The 17003-nt window shown below is 64.4% G+C and carries 15 protein-coding genes; 7 read left to right on the top strand and 8 right to left on the bottom strand.

Annotated features, from left to right (window positions below):
• Positions 1-23 precede the first annotated feature (23 nt).
• Both F6X40_RS19010 and F6X40_RS19005 read right to left on the bottom strand, forming a co-directional pair.
• Positions 24-659: a helix-turn-helix domain-containing protein gene (locus F6X40_RS19010; RefSeq protein WP_090808454.1), complete on the bottom strand. Its 636-nt coding sequence runs from the start codon at positions 657-659 to the stop codon at positions 24-26.
• A gap of 197 nt (positions 660-856) precedes the next feature.
• Entirely contained in the window at positions 857-1678 is an 822-nt protein-coding gene (locus F6X40_RS19005) for an oxaloacetate decarboxylase (protein WP_187628839.1), read from the bottom strand.
• 262 nt (positions 1679-1940) lie between these two features.
• On the opposite strand from F6X40_RS19005, the gene F6X40_RS19000 reads away from it, so the two are divergent.
• On the top strand, positions 1941-2252 hold the full coding sequence (locus F6X40_RS19000; protein ID WP_187628838.1) for a hypothetical protein: 312 nt from the start codon (positions 1941-1943) through the stop codon (positions 2250-2252).
• A 189-nt stretch (positions 2253-2441) separates the two neighbouring features.
• On the opposite strand, the gene F6X40_RS18995 is transcribed toward F6X40_RS19000, so the two are convergent.
• From F6X40_RS18995 to F6X40_RS18985, 3 genes are all read right to left on the bottom strand, one after another.
• Positions 2442-2750 carry a DUF4148 domain-containing protein gene (locus F6X40_RS18995; protein WP_184072160.1) on the bottom strand — a complete coding sequence of 103 codons (309 nt, stop codon included), beginning with the start codon at positions 2748-2750 and terminating at the stop codon, positions 2442-2444.
• 192 nt (positions 2751-2942) lie between these two features.
• Positions 2943-4037, bottom strand: a complete 1095-nt coding sequence (locus tag F6X40_RS18990; protein ID WP_187628837.1) for an aldose epimerase family protein — start codon at positions 4035-4037, stop codon at positions 2943-2945.
• Between the two features lie 33 nt (positions 4038-4070).
• Positions 4071-5291, bottom strand: coding sequence for a XylR family transcriptional regulator (locus tag F6X40_RS18985; protein WP_187628836.1), 1221 nt, complete (start codon positions 5289-5291; stop codon positions 4071-4073).
• 270 nt (positions 5292-5561) lie between these two features.
• On the opposite strand from F6X40_RS18985, the gene xylA reads away from it, so the two are divergent.
• From xylA to F6X40_RS18955, 6 genes are all read left to right on the top strand, one after another.
• On the top strand, positions 5562-6884 hold the full coding sequence (gene xylA, locus F6X40_RS18980; RefSeq protein ID WP_184036307.1) for a xylose isomerase: 1323 nt from the start codon (positions 5562-5564) through the stop codon (positions 6882-6884).
• A gap of 130 nt (positions 6885-7014) precedes the next feature.
• Complete coding sequence (gene xylF / locus F6X40_RS18975) at positions 7015-8043, top strand: D-xylose ABC transporter substrate-binding protein (RefSeq protein WP_187628835.1); 1029 nt, start codon at positions 7015-7017, stop codon at positions 8041-8043.
• 93 nt (positions 8044-8136) lie between these two features.
• Positions 8137-9696 (top strand): D-xylose ABC transporter ATP-binding protein, encoded by a 1560-nt coding sequence (gene xylG / locus F6X40_RS18970; protein ID WP_187628834.1) that lies wholly within the window; start codon positions 8137-8139, stop codon positions 9694-9696.
• Positions 9693-10892, top strand: coding sequence for a sugar ABC transporter permease (locus tag F6X40_RS18965; protein WP_187628833.1), 1200 nt, complete (start codon positions 9693-9695; stop codon positions 10890-10892). Before xylG ends, F6X40_RS18965 begins: the two co-directional genes overlap by 4 nt.
• Positions 10893-11182: 290 nt before the next feature.
• Complete coding sequence (locus F6X40_RS18960; protein ID WP_187628832.1) at positions 11183-13453, top strand: xanthine dehydrogenase family protein molybdopterin-binding subunit; 2271 nt, start codon at positions 11183-11185, stop codon at positions 13451-13453.
• Between the two features lie 55 nt (positions 13454-13508).
• Positions 13509-13970, top strand: coding sequence for a (2Fe-2S)-binding protein (locus tag F6X40_RS18955; protein ID WP_184072152.1), 462 nt, complete (start codon positions 13509-13511; stop codon positions 13968-13970).
• Positions 13971-14184: 214 nt separating this feature from the next.
• Here F6X40_RS18955 and F6X40_RS18950 read toward each other — a convergent pair whose 3' ends face one another.
• From F6X40_RS18950 to F6X40_RS18940, 3 genes are read right to left on the bottom strand one after another with little or no spacing between them, the layout of a single operon-like run.
• The gene (locus F6X40_RS18950; protein WP_187628831.1) at positions 14185-15762 is read right to left on the bottom strand and encodes an efflux transporter outer membrane subunit; all 1578 of its coding nucleotides are present in this window, start codon (positions 15760-15762) and stop codon (positions 14185-14187) included.
• On the bottom strand, positions 15759-16766 hold the full coding sequence (locus F6X40_RS18945) for an HlyD family secretion protein (RefSeq protein ID WP_184072150.1): 1008 nt from the start codon (positions 16764-16766) through the stop codon (positions 15759-15761). Before F6X40_RS18945 ends, F6X40_RS18950 begins: the two co-directional genes overlap by 4 nt.
• Positions 16763-16972, bottom strand: coding sequence for a DUF1656 domain-containing protein (locus tag F6X40_RS18940; RefSeq protein WP_184011511.1), 210 nt, complete (start codon positions 16970-16972; stop codon positions 16763-16765). Before F6X40_RS18940 ends, F6X40_RS18945 begins: the two co-directional genes overlap by 4 nt.
• Positions 16973-17003: the final 31 nt, after the last annotated feature.

The raw sequence follows: 17003 nt of genomic DNA, 5'->3' as shown, positions 1-17003 counted from the left end.
CGCTGAGTGCAGGGCGCGCTATTTTATTTCTTCGCTGACTCGTTCGCGGCAGGCGGTGTATGCGGAAGGTCCGCATTGGTCGCCATCCACAACACTTCGGCGTCTTCCTCGCTGGTCGACACCGCCGCGTGACCCGTGCGGCTGTCGAAGTAGAGGCTGTCGCCCGTGTTCAGATGTGTCGGCGCGTACAGCTCCGAATAGAGGCACACGCTGCCGCTGATCACGTACAGAAACTCCTCGCCTTCGTGGCGGCCCCAGTCGTCGAATGCATCGAGCGTGTGCGCCGAGATGCGGATGCGAAACGGCAGCATCGCCTTGTGCGCCAGGTCGGTGGCGAGCAACTCCATCTGATAGCCGCGATAAGCGTGGCGCTGGCCTTCGTTCTTGCGCGTCAGCGCGCGCCGGCCGCTCGCGCTGACTTTCGGCGTCGAGCCGAACAGTTCGCCAATTTCGATCTTCAGGCCCAGCACGATTTTTTGCAGCACGTCGAACGTGGGGGACATCAGGCCGTTTTCGACCTTCGACAGCGTCGAGCGCGAGACACCGCACAGGCGGCTCGCGGTTTCGAGCGTCAGATCCTGCGCTTGACGGGCGGCGCGCACGCGCCGGCCGAGATCGGTGGAGGACGTGTCGGCGGATTTGGTGAGGTGGGTGTCCATGAGGCTTGCCGCTGGTCAGGTATGCGCTTGATCGGGCGAATAATGTTTCCGATCATAACATTTGGCGTGGCCGGGGCCTTTATGCGCCGATTCAGGCGTTCGTGCGCTTTTCTCATCGGAAACGTCGCGGCTTTTCCGGTGAGTTCGACGCAGCGTGGCGATCTCACGTTGATGAGGCGTCCTTTGCGCGGCGTTTTTCACGCGCTGCGATTGAAAAGCTCATTGAGCTGCGTGCCCGCCGTCGCGCCGGTGAAGTCGAAGCGGCCATCGGCCAGCGCCTGAGCGGCGTGCATGAAGCCACCCCACGCCGCGCGCGCGAGCCCGCCGCCGACGCTGATCCGCCGCACGCCGAGCGCGGCCACGTCCTGCAACGTCAGGGTCGATGTCGAGCCGATCAGCAGATTGACGGGCTTCGGCGCGACGGCCGCGACCACCGCTTCGATCTGCTCGCGCGTCTGGATGCCGGGCGCATACAGGCAGTCGGCGCCCGCCGCCGCATAGGCCTTCAGACGCGCAATGGCATCGTCGAGATCGGGCTTGCCGGCGAAGAAATTCTCCGCGCGGCCGACGAGCAGCGTGTCGCCGCCGTTCTGATCGATCGCACGGCGGGCCGCGCCGAGCCGCTGCACGGCGACGTCGACCGGAAACAACGGCGCGGCGGGGTTGCCGGTCGAGTCCTCGATCGACAGACCCGCGACGCCCGTTTCCACCGCGAGCGTCACGCTCTCGGCGACTTCTTCCGGGTCGCGGCCGAAGCCGTTTTCGAAGTCGGCGTTGACCGGCAGATCGGTCGCGTCGACGATTGCGCGCAGGTGCGCGAGGATCGTTTCGCGCGGCAATGTGTTGTCCGCATGTCCGGTCGACCACGCAAAACCGGAACTCGTCGTCGCGAGCGCCTTGAAGCCGAGCGTATGCAGATAACGGGCGCTGCCCGCGTCCCACGGATTGGGCAGCACGAAACAGCCAGACGAGTGCAGCGCGCGGAAAGCGGCGCGTTTTTCAGCGGCGGTGCGGGGCATCGCATGTCTCCTTGGTGTGAGGGAGCGGCTCCCTCGTTGAAGGGAAAACGCCGCGCCAACTGTTGCGCAGGCGAATCGGCATTCACCAGGGGAAAGTCTATGTCCGTATCGAAACCGTGGTTGATGAAATGGGTGGCGACTTTCACAGACGTTTCCAATCATTCAAAATGACGACAGGCAAAGAAGCCGGTTCAGAGATGCGAAGGGCCGCGTGGGAAGACGGCATTCGCGACTGAGGTCATTTCCCCAAAGGAGGCACAACATGAACATCGCGACCCAGATGCGGTCGATCCCTGCCGTGTTGGTGCTCACGCTCGTTGGCTGCGCCGCTGGCGGCGGGAATGGCGGCGCGCAAACGCATCTGAGTGCAACGCAATGCCGCGATCTGACCGACCTCAGGAACAAGGCACCGGCCACGCACCAGCGGAGCATGAGCGAACTGACAGCGCTGCGGCAAGCGGGCTACCACCCTGAACGACGCTTTGATCCTGACTATCCGGCGAGTCTCGAGCGTGCGCAGAGGCAGGTGGACACCTGGTATCAGGCGGAATGCCCGCAGGCACGGGCTGGGTGAATCTGCCGCGGCGTCAGAATTGGCGGTACGTTGTTAGTGCCGCATAAACGTAAAGAGCGGGCGCATGCCTTGAAAACATGCGCCCGCTTCATATCGGTTCGAAACCGGCGAAAACCGCAAAGAGGGGAAAGGGCCGTCAACTCGAGAATCTTTCCTCGCTACGGACATTCGCTATACGTTCGCGACTCGTCACTGACCGTCCGGATTGACCCACATCGGATGATGGCCCGCTTGCGATGATCCGCCCATCGACGACCCATAGCCGGACGTGTCGCCTTGGCCCTTCGCCTTCATCGCGGAGACGCGTGCCTCGGCCGCCTGGATGTCCGCGGGATACTGGGCATCGAGCACGATGGCCGGGTTATAGCCAATCTGTTCGAGTTGCTGCACCTCTGCCTTGACTTCGGCCCGCGTGATCGGCTGTTCCGATTGCGCGAACGACGCGACCGGCGCAGCGATCAGGGCCGTAAGCGCAACTGCCTGGATAAGCGATTTCATGATGTTTCCCTCCGTAGTTGTCTATCCGGCACCGCAGCGATACCGGTGCCATAAGCGCAGTCTAGAGGGGGGTGAACTTGGGGAAAACCACTAGCCGACTAATTCAGTATTGCAAAGAACGGGTAGTCGGCGAGCTGTAATCTCGCCGTTGCGGGTTCTCGTAAAACAGCGCAAAAGCGGCCGTCAATCTGGTCACACACCTTTGCGCACATCGACGCGATAACTCGTGATTTGCCGATAAGTATCTCCGGGTCGCACGATCACTTCGTTCTGCCCGGTCATATTGACCTCGTTCGGGAAACCGCCCGCCTCGAGGCACAAGCCGGCGTGCCGTTGATAGCGGACACCGCCGCGTCCCGGGTTGCCGTTCAACGCGTTGCCCGTGTAAAACTGCAAGCCCCGCTGATCGGTCGCGACGGTCAGTTCGCGTCCGCTGCCCGGATCGTATGCACAGGCGACTTCGCGCAGCGGCGGCGCGTGGCCGTCGTTGCCCTGCATCGCGTTTGCCGGCGTCTCGCGCAGCACATAGCAATGATCGAAGCCGCCGGCGCGCGCGAGTTGCGCGTGCGGCCAGTCGAGCCGGCCGCCGATCGGCGCGCTCTGCCGGAAGTCGAATGCGTTGCCCGCGACGTCGGCGAGCTTGCACGGAATCATCGTCGCGTCGACTTCGAAAAAGCGCTCGGCGTCGATCGACAGCACGTGGCCGCGAATGTCGGTGCCCGCGCGCCCGGTCAGGTTGAAGTACGGATGGCTCGTCAGATTGAGCGGCGTCGGCGCGTCGGTGATCGCTTCGTAGCCGATCGTCAGCGTGCCGTCGTCGCCGAGCGAATAGCGTACTTGCACCGTCACGTTGCCCGGAAAACCGGCATCGCCTTCGGGCGACTCGAGCCGCATCAGCAACGCGCCGTCGTCCTCGGCGACCTCCCACAACGCCCGATGAAAACCGACCGTGCCGCCGTGCAGCAGATTCGGACCTTCGTTGCGATCGAGCGTGTACTCGATGCCGTCGAGCGAAAAGCGCGCGCCCGCAATGCGATTCGCCCAGCGGCCGATCAGTCCGCCCATGTAGGTCGAGGCCGCCACGTATTCGGCGGGCGTGTCGTGACCGAGCAGAATATCGCCGAGACGTCCGGTGCGATCCGGTGCGTGCCACGAAACCAGCGTCGCGCCGAGGTCGCTGATCGCGACTTTCATGCCGTGCGCGTTGCGCAACGTGTAAAGCCGTACGCGATCGCCGCCCTGCAGCGTGCCCCACGGCTCGGAAGAGAGTTGTGCGATGCTGATCATGTGGTCAGTGCGAAGAAAAAATAGAAAGCACGCTCAGCCAGCGGTTTTGGCCTTCGGGCCCACGCGCTCCTGGTATTCGCGCGGCGTGCAGCCGAGTTCGCGGCGAAATACCGCGTACATGTATTGCAGCGACGTGAAGCCGCAACGGATCGCGACTTCCGCGCTCGACGCATCGCGTTTCGCGAGCAGCGACTTCGCGACGTCGAGCTTGTGGCGCAGGATCTCCTGATGCACGGTGCACTGCCGCTCGCGCCGGAAATACTCTTCGAGCGACGAACGCGATACGCCCACATAGTCGGCCACCTGCTCGGTGCGGATGCCCTGGCACGCGTACTGGCGAATGAAATGGCGGGCGCGCATCACGTAAGGACTCGCGAGCGGCTGATGCCGCGTCGATTCGAGCACGTTGATGCCGACCGGCGGCACCAGAATGCGGCGCCCCGGAAAGCGCGCGCCGTGCAGCATCTGATGCAGGATGTGCGCGGCGGTACGGCCCATTTCCTCGGTACCCTGGATCACCGACGACAGCGGAATGCGCGTCAGCGTCCGCGTGAGCGGATCGTTGTCGATGCCGATGATCGCGACTTCCTCGGGCACCGGAATGCCCGCGATCAGACATGCCTGCAGCAAATGCCGTGCACGCGCGTCGGTCACCGCGATGATGCCGACCGGCTTCGGCAGTTGCCGCAGCCAGGTGGTCAGCTGTTCGATGGCCTGGTTCCAGGACGGCGCGCTCGTCGACAGACCGCGATAGATCTCGCTATCGATCTGCGCCGCGCTGCGTCCGTTGGCGCTGCGCAGATGCGCGAAGGCGAGTTCGCGCTGTTGCGCCCAACGGTTTTCCTGCGCCTGCGGCAGGCTGTACAGCGCGAAGTTTTCGAGGCCCGCGCCGATCAGGTGCGTGTACGCGAGCGACACGAGCTTGCTGTTGTCGGTCGCGATATAGGGTAAATCCGGGGGGTACTGCGTCGGGTCCTCGTACGACGAACCGACCGCGACCACCGGCAGTGGACAGTCGCGCAGGGCTTCGTCGACGGCGGGATCGTCGAAGTCCGCGATGATGCCGTCGCCGTCGAAGCGCTGGATACCGGCGAGCCGGCAGCGGAAGTCTTCTTCGAGGAACAGATCCCATGCGACGCGCGTCGACAGCAGGTAGTTGCCGATGCCGGTGATGATCTCGCGATCGTAGACCTTGTTCGCGTTGAACAGCAGCGCGATGCGATGGGTTGTCTGAGGTGCTTGTGGACGGGTCATGGCAGTGAGCGGCGGGTGGATCGATCGACCACGCGCCTTTGTCTCCATTGTGTCGGGTGCCTGGGAGCAACCCCGTTTTTAAGCGTCTGGTTATTCTAGGCGCCGAATCGCGCGACGGCAGTAAACAAACGCGCGGGCGGTAAGAAACATCAAGCGCGCTGCGCAATTTCGCAATTGCCGGCACATCGTGCAAGCGGCAGCATGGCGTCACTTTGTCGGCCTGCGCGGCTTCTCGCGTGGGTTGCAACGCAGCATACATTGGAGACGCCGATGTCCTACTTCGAACACATTCCGGAAATTCGTTACGAAGGTCCGCAATCGGACAACCCGCTCGCGTACCGTCACTACGACAAAACGAGGAAGGTACTCGGCAAGACGCTCGAGGAACATCTGCGTATCGCCGTCTGCTACTGGCATACCTTCGTATGGCCCGGCATCGATATCTTCGGTCAGGGCGCGTTCCGGCGGCCGTGGCAGCAACCCGGCGACGCAATGGAGCGGGCGCTGCAAAAGGCCGACGCCGCGTTCGAATTCTTCTCGAAGCTCGGCACGCCGTACTACACGTTCCACGATACCGACGTCGCGCCGGAAGGCGCGAGCGTGAAGGAATACAGCGAGAACTTCCTGCGCGTGTCCGACTACCTCGCGCGCAAGCAGCAGGATACCGGTGTCAAATTGCTGTGGGGCACCGCGAATCTGTTTTCGCATCCGCGTTACGCGGCCGGCGCCGCGACCAATCCGAATCCGGAGGTTTTCGCCTTTGCGGCGACCCAGGTGCGTCATGCGCTCGACGCGACGCTGCGCCTCGGCGGTGAAAACTACGTGTTGTGGGGTGGCCGCGAAGGCTACGACACGCTGCTGAACACCGACCTCGTGCGCGAGCGCGAGCAGTTCGCGCGCTTCCTGCACATGGTGGTCGAACACAAGCACCAGATCGGTTTCAAGGGCGCGCTGCTGATCGAGCCGAAGCCGCAGGAGCCCACCAAGCATCAATACGACTACGACGTCGCGACCGTGCACGGCTTCCTGCTGCAGCACGGCCTCGACAAGGAGATTCGCGTCAACATCGAGGCGAATCACGCGACGCTCGCGGGGCACTCGTTCCATCACGAGATTGCGACCGCATTTGCGCTCGGCATCTTCGGTAGCGTCGATGCGAATCGCGGCGATCCGCAAAATGGCTGGGACACCGACCAATTTCCCAACAGCGTCGAGGAACTCACGCTGGCCTTCTACGAAATCCTGCGCCACGGCGGTTTCACGAGCGGCGGCATGAACTTCGATGCGAAGGTGCGGCGCCAGAGTGTCGATGCGGAAGACCTGTTTTATGGCCACGTCGGCGCGATCGACAACCTCGCGCTAGGCCTCGAACGCGCCGCGGTTCTGGTCGAAAACGAGCGCCTCGAGCAGTTCAAGCGGCAACGCTACGCGGGCTGGGATGGCGAGTTCGGCCGCAAGATCCTGTCCGGCGACTACTCGCTGTCGACGCTTGCGGCGGACACCCTGGCGCGCGATCTGAATCCGCGGCATGTGAGCGGGCAACAGGAACACATGGAAAACATCGTAAATCAGGCGATTTATAGCGGACGTTGAATAAAGATCGCGCGGCCACGTCGACCGCGCGCACCAGCAAGCTGTGGGTTGTCGCTTGTCCGAGTCTGCGGCTCGCAGCGCAGACCGATACGTCCGGTATTCCGGCTATCACTACACAAAGGAGACATCAATGAAATTCGCAATGCGTCGTAACGTCCTGAGTTCGCTGTTGTGCGGCGCGGTACTCGCCAGCCTGTCGCTCGCCGCGCCGCTCGCGCACGCCAGCAAGGCTCATCCGGAAATCGGCTTCTGTATCGACGATCTGCGCGTCGAGCGCTGGTCGCGCGATCGCGACTATTTCGTCGCCGCGGCGGAAAAGCTCGGCGCGAAGGTGTCGGTGCAATCGGCCGATGCGAGCGAAGAGCGTCAGATCTCGCAGATCGAAAACCTGATCTCGCGCGGCGTCGACGTGATTGTGATCGTGCCGTTCGACTCGAAGACGCTCGGCAACGTCGTGGCCGAAGCACGCAAAGCGGGCATCAAGGTCGTGTCGTATGACCGCCTGATTCTCGACGCCGATATCGACGCCTATATCTCGTTCGACAACGAGAAGGTCGGCGAGATGCAGGCGCAGGGCGTCTATGACGTGCGACCGAAGGGCAACTACTTCCTGCTCGGCGGCGCGCCGACCGACAACAATGCGAAGATGCTGCGCCAGGGCCAGCTGAAGGTGCTGCAACCGGCGATCGACAAGGGTGACATCAAGGTGGTCGGCCAGCAGTGGGTGCCGGAGTGGAGCGCATCGACCGCGCTGCGCATCATGGAAGACGCGCTGACCGCGAACAACAACAAGATCGACGCAGTCGTCGCGTCGAATGACGGCACCGCTGGCGGCGCGATCCAGGCGCTCGCCGCGCAGGGCCTCGCAGGCAAGGTACCGATCTCGGGTCAGGATGCCGACCTCGCAGCCGTGAAGCGCGTGGCGGCCGGCACGCAGACGATGACGGTCTACAAGCCGCTGAAGCTGATCGCGAGCGAAGCGGCGAAGCTGTCGGTCGCGCTTGCCAAGGGTGACAAGCCGGCGTTCAACGCGCAATACGACAACGGCAAGAAGAAGGTCGATACGGTGCTGCTGCAGCCGACCAAGCTGACCAAGGCGAACCTCGACACCGTCGTGAAGGACGGCTTCTACACGCAAGAGCAACTCGCGAGCAAATAACACGGAGACGGGCTATGTGAACGCCACGCTCCCGGGTCATCGCGCCCGGGAGCGTGATCGAACATTGGCCCAACTTGCAGCGAGGCATAGCGAATGACGCAACCTGTTCTGACGATGCGCGGCATCGTCAAAGCTTTTTCCGGCGTGAAGGCGCTCGACGGCATCGATCTGACCGTATCGCCGGGCGAATGCGTGGGCCTGTGCGGCGAAAACGGCGCGGGCAAATCGACGCTGATGAAGGTGTTGTCCGGCGTGTATCCGCACGGTACGTGGGATGGCGAAATAACCTGGGAAGGCGAGACGCTGAAGGCCGCGAGCGTACGCGACACCGAACGCGCGGGCATCATCATCATTCACCAGGAACTGATGCTCGTGCCGGAGTTGTCGGTCGCGGAAAACATCTTTCTCGGCAACGAAATCACGCTGCCCGGCGGCCGCATGAACTACGCGGCGATGTATCAGCGTGCCGACGAACTGTTGCGCGAACTCGGCATCAGCGGCATCAACGCCGCGCAGCCCGTGATGAACTACGGGGGCGGCCATCAGCAGCTGATCGAAATCGCGAAGGCGCTGAACAAGCGCGCGAAGCTGCTGATCCTCGACGAACCGTCGTCGTCGCTGACCGCCTCCGAAATCGCGATTCTGCTCGATATCGTGCGCGATCTGAAACGGCGCGGCATTGCCTGCGTGTACATTTCGCACAAGCTCGACGAAGTCGCGGCCGTCTGCGACACGATCAGCGTGATTCGCGACGGCCGCCATGTCGCGACCGAGCCGATGCACGCCCTGACGACCGAGCGGATCATCTCGCTGATGGTCGGCCGAGAGATCAGGAACCTGTTTCCGCGCGAGCCGCATCCGATCGGCGACGTGATCTTCGAAGCGCGCAACGTGACCTGTTTCGACGTGACGAATCCGCGCCGCAAGCGCGTGGACGACGTGTCGTTCTCGTTGCGGCGCGGCGAAATTCTCGGTGTCGCCGGGCTCGTCGGCGCGGGCCGCACCGAACTGATGCAGGCGGTTTTCGGCGCGTATGCAGGCATCAGCGAGGCGCACGTCGTGCTCGACGGCAAGCCGCTGAAAATTCGCGCGCCGATCGACGCGATTCGCGCCGGCATCGCGATGGTGCCCGAGGATCGCAAACGCCACGGCATCGTGCCGGGCATGAGCGTCGGCCATAACATCACGCTTGCGGTGTTGCAGCGTTTCGCGTCGGGCGGGCGTATCGATTCCGCGGCCGAACTCGACACGATTCAGACGGAAATGAAGCGGCTTTCCGTGCGCGCCGCGAATCCGATGTTATCGATTGCAAGTCTGTCGGGTGGCAATCAGCAGAAGGCCGTGCTCACGCGCATGCTGCTGACCAACCCGACCGTGCTGATTCTCGACGAACCGACACGCGGCGTCGACGTCGGCGCCAAATACGAGATCTACAAGCTGATCTTCCAGCTGGCGCAGCGCGGCATGTCGATCGTGATGGTGTCGTCCGAATTGCCGGAAGTGCTCGGCATCAGCGACCGAGTGCTCGTGATCGGCGAAGGCGAGTTGCGCGGCGACTTCATCAACGACGGTCTCACGCAGGAAGACATTCTCGGCGCCGCGATCCGCCCCGTGCACCTATCTTCGAACCCAACCGCAGCGAGTGCCGCATGACTCCCGAAGTAACTTCCCAACGCACCGACAACGCCGCGCCGCGAGGCGCATTCGGCGGCACGCAACGGATCCAGCAACTGTTCGCGCGCTACAAGATTCTCGCGCTGCTGATCGCCGTCGCCGTGATCTGGATTTTCTTTTCGGCGCTCACGCACGGCGCGTTCGTCACGCCGCGCAACCTGTCGAATCTGCTGCGGCAGATGTCGATTACCGGCATGCTCGCGTGCGGCATGGTGTTCGTGATCATCGCCGGTGAAATCGATCTGTCGGTCGGTTCGCTGCTCGGTTTGCTCGGCGGCGTTGCGGCGATTCTCGACGTGAACCGGCACTGGCCGATCGGCGTGACGATTCCGGTCGTGTTGCTGCTCGGCGTCGCGGTCGGCGTGTTCAACGGCTGGTGGTCGACGTATCGGCGCGTGCCGTCGTTTATCGTCGGGCTCGGCGGCATGCTCGCGTATCGCGGCATTCTGCTCGGCATTACCGGAGGGTCGACGATCGCGCCGGTGTCGGACAGCTTCGTGTTCGTCGGCCAGGGCTATCTGCCGCGGCTCGCCGGCGACACGCTCGCCGTCGTGCTGTTCCTGCTGCTGGCATTTCTGACGATCCGCCAGCGAGCCAATCGGCAGCGTTATCAGTTGCGCGTCGTGCCGTTCTGGCAGGACGTCGCGAAGGTGATCGGCGCAGGCGCGATTCTCGCCGGCTTCATCGCGATGCTCGACAGTTACGGCGGCATTCCGGTGCCGGTGTTGCTGCTGCTCGCGCTGCTCGGCGTCTTCACATGGATCGCGACGCAGACCGTGTTCGGACGCCGCATCTACGCGGTCGGCTCGAACCTCGAAGCGACGCGGCTGTCGGGTGTCAACACCGACCGCGTGAAGCTCGCGATCTTCGCGCTGATGGGGCTGATGTGCGCGTTTGCCGGCATCGTCAACACGGCGCGGCTCGCGGCCGGTTCGCCGTCGGCGGGCTCGATGGGCGAACTCGACGCGATCGCCGCGTGCTTTATCGGCGGCACCTCGATGCGCGGCGGCTCCGGCACCGTGTATGGCGCGCTGATCGGCGCGCTCGTCATGGCGAGCCTCGACAACGGCATGTCCATGCTCGACGTCGACGCGTACTGGCAGATGATCGTGAAGGGCGGCATCCTCGTGCTGGCCGTGTGGATCGACGTGGTATCGGGTTCGAACCGCCGTTGATCCGGTCGCATGATCGCCTGATTGAATCAAGCGCAAGGTTCGCGGTGTGCCGGCGGTGACTTACGCCGGCACACCGCCGCCTCTGCGCGGTCGCAGTTAATGAAACACCCCACGACTTTCCCCCGCCGCTTTCAGTCCCCGCCTTCCCACGCCGCACGGCCGCTCGAGGTTCACGCGCGCATTTAAGTCTCACGCTCGCCGATTCGTCTTATTACTATTCGCAGACAAAGAAGGGTGCATCGGCGCTGTCGCCGCTTTCCTACCATCGAGCCAGCCGAGCGAGCCATGCCATGTTGACGCGCAGAACCTTTCTGCTTGGCGGCGCCAGTGTGCTGGGCGGGCTGCTGGTCGGCTGGGCCGTGGTGCCGCCGCGCCAGCGCCTGATGACGTCGACGCCGCTGCCGACGCAAGGCACTCAGGTTGGGCTAAACGGCTGGGTCAAGATCGACGCCGACAACCGCGTGACGATCATGGTGCCGAAGGCCGAAATGGGGCAGGGCATCCATACGGGGCTTGCGATGCTGCTCGCCGAGGAGCTCGACGCCGACTGGCCGCAGGTGAAAGTCGAAGAGGCGCCGATCGACCGGATCTACAACGCGGTGCAGAGCATCGTCGACGATCTGCCGTTTCGCCCCGACGACGACAGCTACATCCGGCGCGGCACCGTGTGGATCACGAGCAAGGCAGTGCGTGAGATCGGCACGATGATGACGGGCGGCTCCTCGAGCATGAACGATCTCTGGACGCCGATGCGCGAGGCCGGCGCGTCGGCGCGTGTGATGCTGATCGAGGCGGCGGCCGAGCGCTGGGACGTGCCGGTCCGCGAATGCCGCGCGGAAAAGGGCTACGTGCTGCACCCGTGGGGGCACAAGGCGACGTTCGGTGAGTTGTCGTCGATGGCCGCGCGCCAGCCGCTGCCGCGCAGCGTCGTCCTGAAGCAGCCGGCCGACTTCAGGCTGATCGGCCAGCCCGTGCGGCGCATCGAAGCCGCGTCGAAAATCGACGGTGCGGCGCGCTTCGGCATCGACGTGTTGCCCGACGGTTTGGTCTATGCAAGCGTCGTGATGTGTCCGACGCTCGGCGGCACGGTCGCGCATTTCGACGCGACGCCCGCGCAAAAGATACGGGGCTTCATCAAGGCGTTCGCCGTGCCGCCGTACGCGGGCGGCACCGGCGGCGTGGCCGTGATCGCGGACAACGCGTTTCGCGCGATGAGCGCGGTCGAGGCGATCAACGTGAGCTGGCATGACGGCGCAGCCGCGAAGGTGTCGAGCGCGGCGGTGGACTGCCGCCTCGTCGAGGCGCTCGACCATACGGACGGCCACGTGTATTACCGCGTCGGCAACGTCGACAACGCGATGAGTCGCGCGGCGCGCACGATCGAAGCGGTCTATCACGCACCGTATCTCGCGCATGGCGCGGTCGAGCCGCTGAACTGCACGGTGCAGGTCGCGGACGGCGCAGCGACCGTCTGGGTGTCGACGCAGATGCCGCGGCTGGCGCGGCATCATGCGGCGAAAGTGCTCGGCCTCGACGTCGATCTCGTCGATGTACAGACGCAGTTGTTGGGCGGCGCGTTCGGCCGGCGCCTCGAACTCGATTTCGTCGCGCAGGCCGCGGCGATCGCGCGCGAGGCCGATGGCCGTCCGGTGCAAACCATCTGGTCGCGCGCGCAGGACTTCACCCACGACTTCTACCGGCCCGCATGCGCGGCATGGCTTCAGGCCGGCTTCGACGAACACGGCACGCTGGTCGCCTGGCACGCGAAGTCGGCGGGTCAGGCGATCGTGCCGGATGCGCTCGCGCGTTACTACGGCGTGCCGCACATCCCGATCGACAAGACCACCTGCGAAGGCGCGTTCGATCAGGCGTACGAGTGGCCGGCCGCGCGCGTGTCGCACAAGATAGTCGAATTGCCGGTGCCGATCGGCTTCTGGCGCTCGGTCGGCCACTCGCATCAGGCCTTCTTCACCGAGAGCTTCACCGACGAAGCCGCCGCCGCGGCCGGTCAGGACCCGATCGCGTTTCGCGCGCTGCTGCTCGCGCAGCATCCGCGTCATCTGGCGGTCCTGAAGCGTGTCGAGAAGTTGTCCGACTGGGGGCGTCCGCTAAAACCCGCCGCCGATGGCGCGCGTTGCGCTCGTGGCGTCGCGTTGCACGAGGCGTTCGGCAGCGTGGTCGCGCAGGTCGCGGAGGTGTCGATCGGCGCGAACCGGCAGATTCGCGTGCATCGGGTGGTGTGCGTGATCGATTGCGGCTTGCCGGTGAATCCGAACCTGATCCGTCAGCAGATGGAAGGCGGCATCGTGTTCGGGCTGTCGAGCGCGTTGCAGAACGAGATCACGATCGTCAACGGCCAGGTGCAGCAGAAGAACTTCGTGGACTTTCCGGTCGTGCGGATGAACGGGTGCCCTGCGATCGAGGTCGACATCATGCCGAGCCAGCTGCACCCGCAAGGTGTCGGCGAGCCGGGCGTGCCGCCGATCGCGCCGGCGGTGGGCAATGCGGTGTTCGCACTGACGGGGCAGCGTTTGCGGACGCTGCCGTTGCGGCTTGCATGACGGACGGTGGATGAGCAAAAGCTTGCGGTGTAGCGCGGCGACTCAGGAGGCAAGCATGGCGGTACTGAATATCAACGGACGCAAGGTGAAGATCGATGCCGATCCGGACATGCCGCTGCTATGGGTGCTGCGCTGCGATCTCGGCATGACCGGCACCAAGTTCGGCTGCGGCGTGGGCATCTGCGGCGCGTGCACGATCAATCTCGACGATGCCGCGTGCTTCGCGTGCCAGACGTTGATGTCGAGCCTGCATACGCAGAAGATCACGACGATCGAGGGTTTGCAGGGACGCGAGGCGCAGGCGCTGAAGGCCGCGTGGATCGAACTCGATGTGGTGCAGTGCGGCTATTGCCAGAGCGCGCAATTGATGGCCGCTTGCGCGTTGCTGAAGCACAAGCCCGATCCGACCGATGCCGACATCGACGAGGCGATGACGCCGGTGGTGTGCCGTTGCGGCACGTATCCGCGGGTACGGGCGGCGATACATCAGGCGGCGGCGAAAGTGCGGAACAGCTAGCCGCTCTTTCGGTCCGCCGCCCGCCCAGCTCAGTTAGCCAACATTTCGACCACCGCAACCACTGCGGTGAAGATACCGATGCATCCGCCCAACGTAACTACACCCTGCATGAATGGCGACATACGAGACCTCGTAGCGTGAAGTGGTGTCACGTATTTAACCGAAAGTGAAAGCAAAAAGAAAGATTGTCAAAAATAAATCGTAAGACGGCCGATCAAGGCGCTTTCGCAGTTGCGGCCGTCGACGCTCCCGACTTCGCGGACGGCTTGGCCGCGACAGGTATTGCCTTCAGCTGCGGCCGCGTTTCACCCGGCGTGCTTTGCCCGCCAACTTCCCACCCGCCGCCCAGCGACAGGAACAGATTGACCTGATCGATCGCCACCTGACCCTCCGCCGCCGCGAGCTGCGACCTCGCGGCTGTCAGCGTGCGCGTCGCGTCGAGATCGGAGATGTACGACTCGCGCCCGGCGCGATACAGCCGATGCGTTTCATCCGCCGATTGCGCCGCCGACTTCAGCGCCGCGCGCAGCGATTCGGCGCGCGCGTAATCGGACGCGTAGGTCGCGAGGTTGGTCTCGGTTTCGCGCAGCGCGGTCAGCACCACGCCGTCGAACTTCGCGAGCGCGACCTGGCTCGACGCTTCGGCTTCGTGGACCCGTTGGCGCGCGCCATTGGCCGGGAAGGTCCAGCTGATCAGCGGACCGAAGGCCCAACGCGCCGTCGGCGAGGTGGGAATGTCTTCCAGAATGCCGGTGAAGCCCGCCGATGCGCCAATGCTGATGCTCGGATAGAGCGCCCCGGTCGCGACGCCGATGCGCGCCGTCGACGCCGCGAGCTGACGCTCGGCTTCGTGCACGTCCGGGCGTCGCCGCAGCAGCCCGGCGCCGTCGCCGATCGGAATCGGCTGGTGGATTTGCGGCAGCCGGTCGCAGGCGAGCACGGCCGGCGGCAATTGCGACGGTGCCTCGGCGAGCAGCATCGCGAGCCGGTATTGTGCGATCTTGCGGCGCGCGGTGTAGCGCGGAATGTCGGCCGTCAGAGTCTCGACCTGAGTCTGGCCGCTCGTGACCGCGGTCTGGTTTCCGCGTCCCGCGTCGCGCAGACGGCGCGACACGTCCACGCGCTCCTTCTGTAGCGCGAGCGATTGCTGCGCGACGCGCAGCTCCTCGGCCGCCGAGCATTGTTCGACGTACGAGCGCACCACGTCCGCGACGACAGTGATGCGCGCGAGGTCGCCCGCGGCTTCCACGGCCTCGGTGTCCGCCGCCGCCGCTTCGACGCCGCGGCGCAGCTTGCCGAACAGGTCGATTTCGTACGAGACGTTGATGCCCATGTCACCCAGGTTGGCGACCGGCAGTTTCTCGAAGAGCAGGTATTGCTCGGCCGATTCCTGCGCGCGCTGGATCGCCACCGACGCGTTGCCCGAAAAACCGCCCTGCGCTTGCGCTATGCCCAGCACCTCGCGCGAGCGCGCGAGATTCGCGGTCGCGACGCGCAGGTCGGTATTCGATTTCAACGCCTGGTCGACCAGACCGTTCAGCACCGGATCGTCGTACAGCTTCCACCAGACGGTCGGCAGATTGAGGGTTGACGTCAGCTTGGGATCGGCGCCCTCGATCGCGCCGTTCGCGAGCGGGGCATTGACGAGCGCCTGTTTCGGCAGCGTGTAGTTCGGCCCGACGTTGATGCAGCCGCTCAACGCGACGGTGAGCGGCAATAACGGCAGCAGTGGCAGCAGTGGCAGCAGCGGCAAGCGCGGCGCCAGCGAGGACAAGGTACGCACGAACTTCATTGCGACGCGCCCGACGGTGCGGTGCCCGACCCAGCGGACCCGGACGCCACCGATGAACCCGGCGCCACCGGCGCAGCCGAAGCGGCGACCGTGCCAGATGCGCCACCCGTGCCCGACACGGCTCGTCTCCTGAGCGGCGACAGGTCACGCACCGACACCGTCGCGGTACGCCCCGCGATCAGGCGGAAATCAGCGGGCACTTCATCGAGCGCGACCCGCACCGGAATGCGCTGCGCGAGCCGCACCCAGCTGAACGCCGGGTTCACGTTCGGCAGCAGATTGGCGCTTTGCGTGCGGTCGCGGTCTTCGATACCGGCGACGATGCTCTGCACGTGCCCGCGCAGCGGCTTCGGCTCGCCCATCACGATGATGTCGACCGGCTGGCCGATGTCGATGCCGCGCAGCTTGGTTTCCTCGAAGTAGCCGTCGACGCGGAACGAATGCATGTCGACCACCGCGACCACCGCGCGACCGGCCGCGACGAATTCGCCGACGTGCGGCGCGCGGTCGTTCAGATAGCCGTCTACCGGGCTTTTGATCGTCGAGCGCTCGAGGTTCAGCTTCGCGGTGTCGATCGCGACGTTCGCGTCGGCGAGCGCGGCTTCGCCCGCCTCGACGCGCGAGCGGCTTTCTTCGAGTACTTCGGCGGCGACGAGGTTGCCGAGCTGACGATTGCGCGCGTATTCGCGGCGCGCCTGATCGAGCGTCGCGCGGCGCTGCTGCGCCGTTGCCTCGGCCTGACGCAATGCGAGCGTGTAGCGCGCCTGATCGATCCTGAACAGCACCTGGCCCTGCTTGACCTGCTGGTTGTCCGTGACCTCGACCGACGAAATCAGTCCCGACACGTCGGGCGCGACCTGGATCACGTCGGCGCGTACGCGCCCGTCGCGGGTCCACGGCGCGAACATGTAGTAGTTGACGAGTTTCCACAGCACGAATGCTGCGACCACTACGACGATCAGGGTCAGCAGGATCTGACCGACGGAGAACCAGGTTTTTTTCACGTTATTAGTCTGTGCGAAACGACGACGACAAGGCCCAGCACCAGCACATAGACGCCGAGATCGAAGATGGTGCGATGCCAGACGAAGCGGTAAAAGCCGGTGTAATCGAGCGCGGTGCGAATGCCGAGGTTGATCAGATACGCGATCAACATCAGCACCAGCACGGACGGTACGAACACGCCGAAGATATCGATTTCACCGATCATCGCGGGAACTGGGAAAAGGGAGGGCGGGGTG

This window comes from Paraburkholderia sp. UCT31 (assembly GCF_014397655.1).
Taxonomy (GTDB): Bacteria; Pseudomonadota; Gammaproteobacteria; order Burkholderiales; family Burkholderiaceae; genus Paraburkholderia; species Paraburkholderia tuberum.
This window is presented reverse-complemented; position numbering and strand designations above follow the sequence as displayed.

Bases quoted from the DNA above. Each gene is read 5' to 3' on its own strand.
- xylF (WP_187628835.1), top strand. From the start codon at position 7,015: ATGAAATTCGCAATGCGTCGTAACGTCCTGAGTTCGCTGTTGTGCGGC.
- F6X40_RS18960 (WP_187628832.1), top strand. From the start codon at position 11,183: ATGTTGACGCGCAGAACCTTTCTGCTTGGCGGCGCCAGTGTGCTGGGC.
- xylG (WP_187628834.1), top strand. From the start codon at position 8,137: ATGACGCAACCTGTTCTGACGATGCGCGGCATCGTCAAAGCTTTTTCC.
- F6X40_RS19010 (WP_090808454.1), bottom strand. From the start codon at position 659: ATGGACACCCACCTCACCAAATCCGCCGACACGTCCTCCACCGATCTC.
- F6X40_RS18950 (WP_187628831.1), bottom strand. From the start codon at position 15,762: ATGAAGTTCGTGCGTACCTTGTCCTCGCTGGCGCCGCGCTTGCCGCTG.
- F6X40_RS19005 (WP_187628839.1), bottom strand. From the start codon at position 1,678: ATGCCCCGCACCGCCGCTGAAAAACGCGCCGCTTTCCGCGCGCTGCAC.
- F6X40_RS18995 (WP_184072160.1), bottom strand. From the start codon at position 2,750: ATGAAATCGCTTATCCAGGCAGTTGCGCTTACGGCCCTGATCGCTGCG.
- F6X40_RS18985 (WP_187628836.1), bottom strand. From the start codon at position 5,291: ATGACCCGTCCACAAGCACCTCAGACAACCCATCGCATCGCGCTGCTG.
- F6X40_RS19000 (WP_187628838.1), top strand. From the start codon at position 1,941: ATGAACATCGCGACCCAGATGCGGTCGATCCCTGCCGTGTTGGTGCTC.
- xylA (WP_184036307.1), top strand. From the start codon at position 5,562: ATGTCCTACTTCGAACACATTCCGGAAATTCGTTACGAAGGTCCGCAA.
- F6X40_RS18990 (WP_187628837.1), bottom strand. From the start codon at position 4,037: ATGATCAGCATCGCACAACTCTCTTCCGAGCCGTGGGGCACGCTGCAG.
- F6X40_RS18955 (WP_184072152.1), top strand. From the start codon at position 13,509: ATGGCGGTACTGAATATCAACGGACGCAAGGTGAAGATCGATGCCGAT.
- F6X40_RS18940 (WP_184011511.1), bottom strand. From the start codon at position 16,972: ATGATCGGTGAAATCGATATCTTCGGCGTGTTCGTACCGTCCGTGCTG.
- F6X40_RS18965 (WP_187628833.1), top strand. From the start codon at position 9,693: ATGACTCCCGAAGTAACTTCCCAACGCACCGACAACGCCGCGCCGCGA.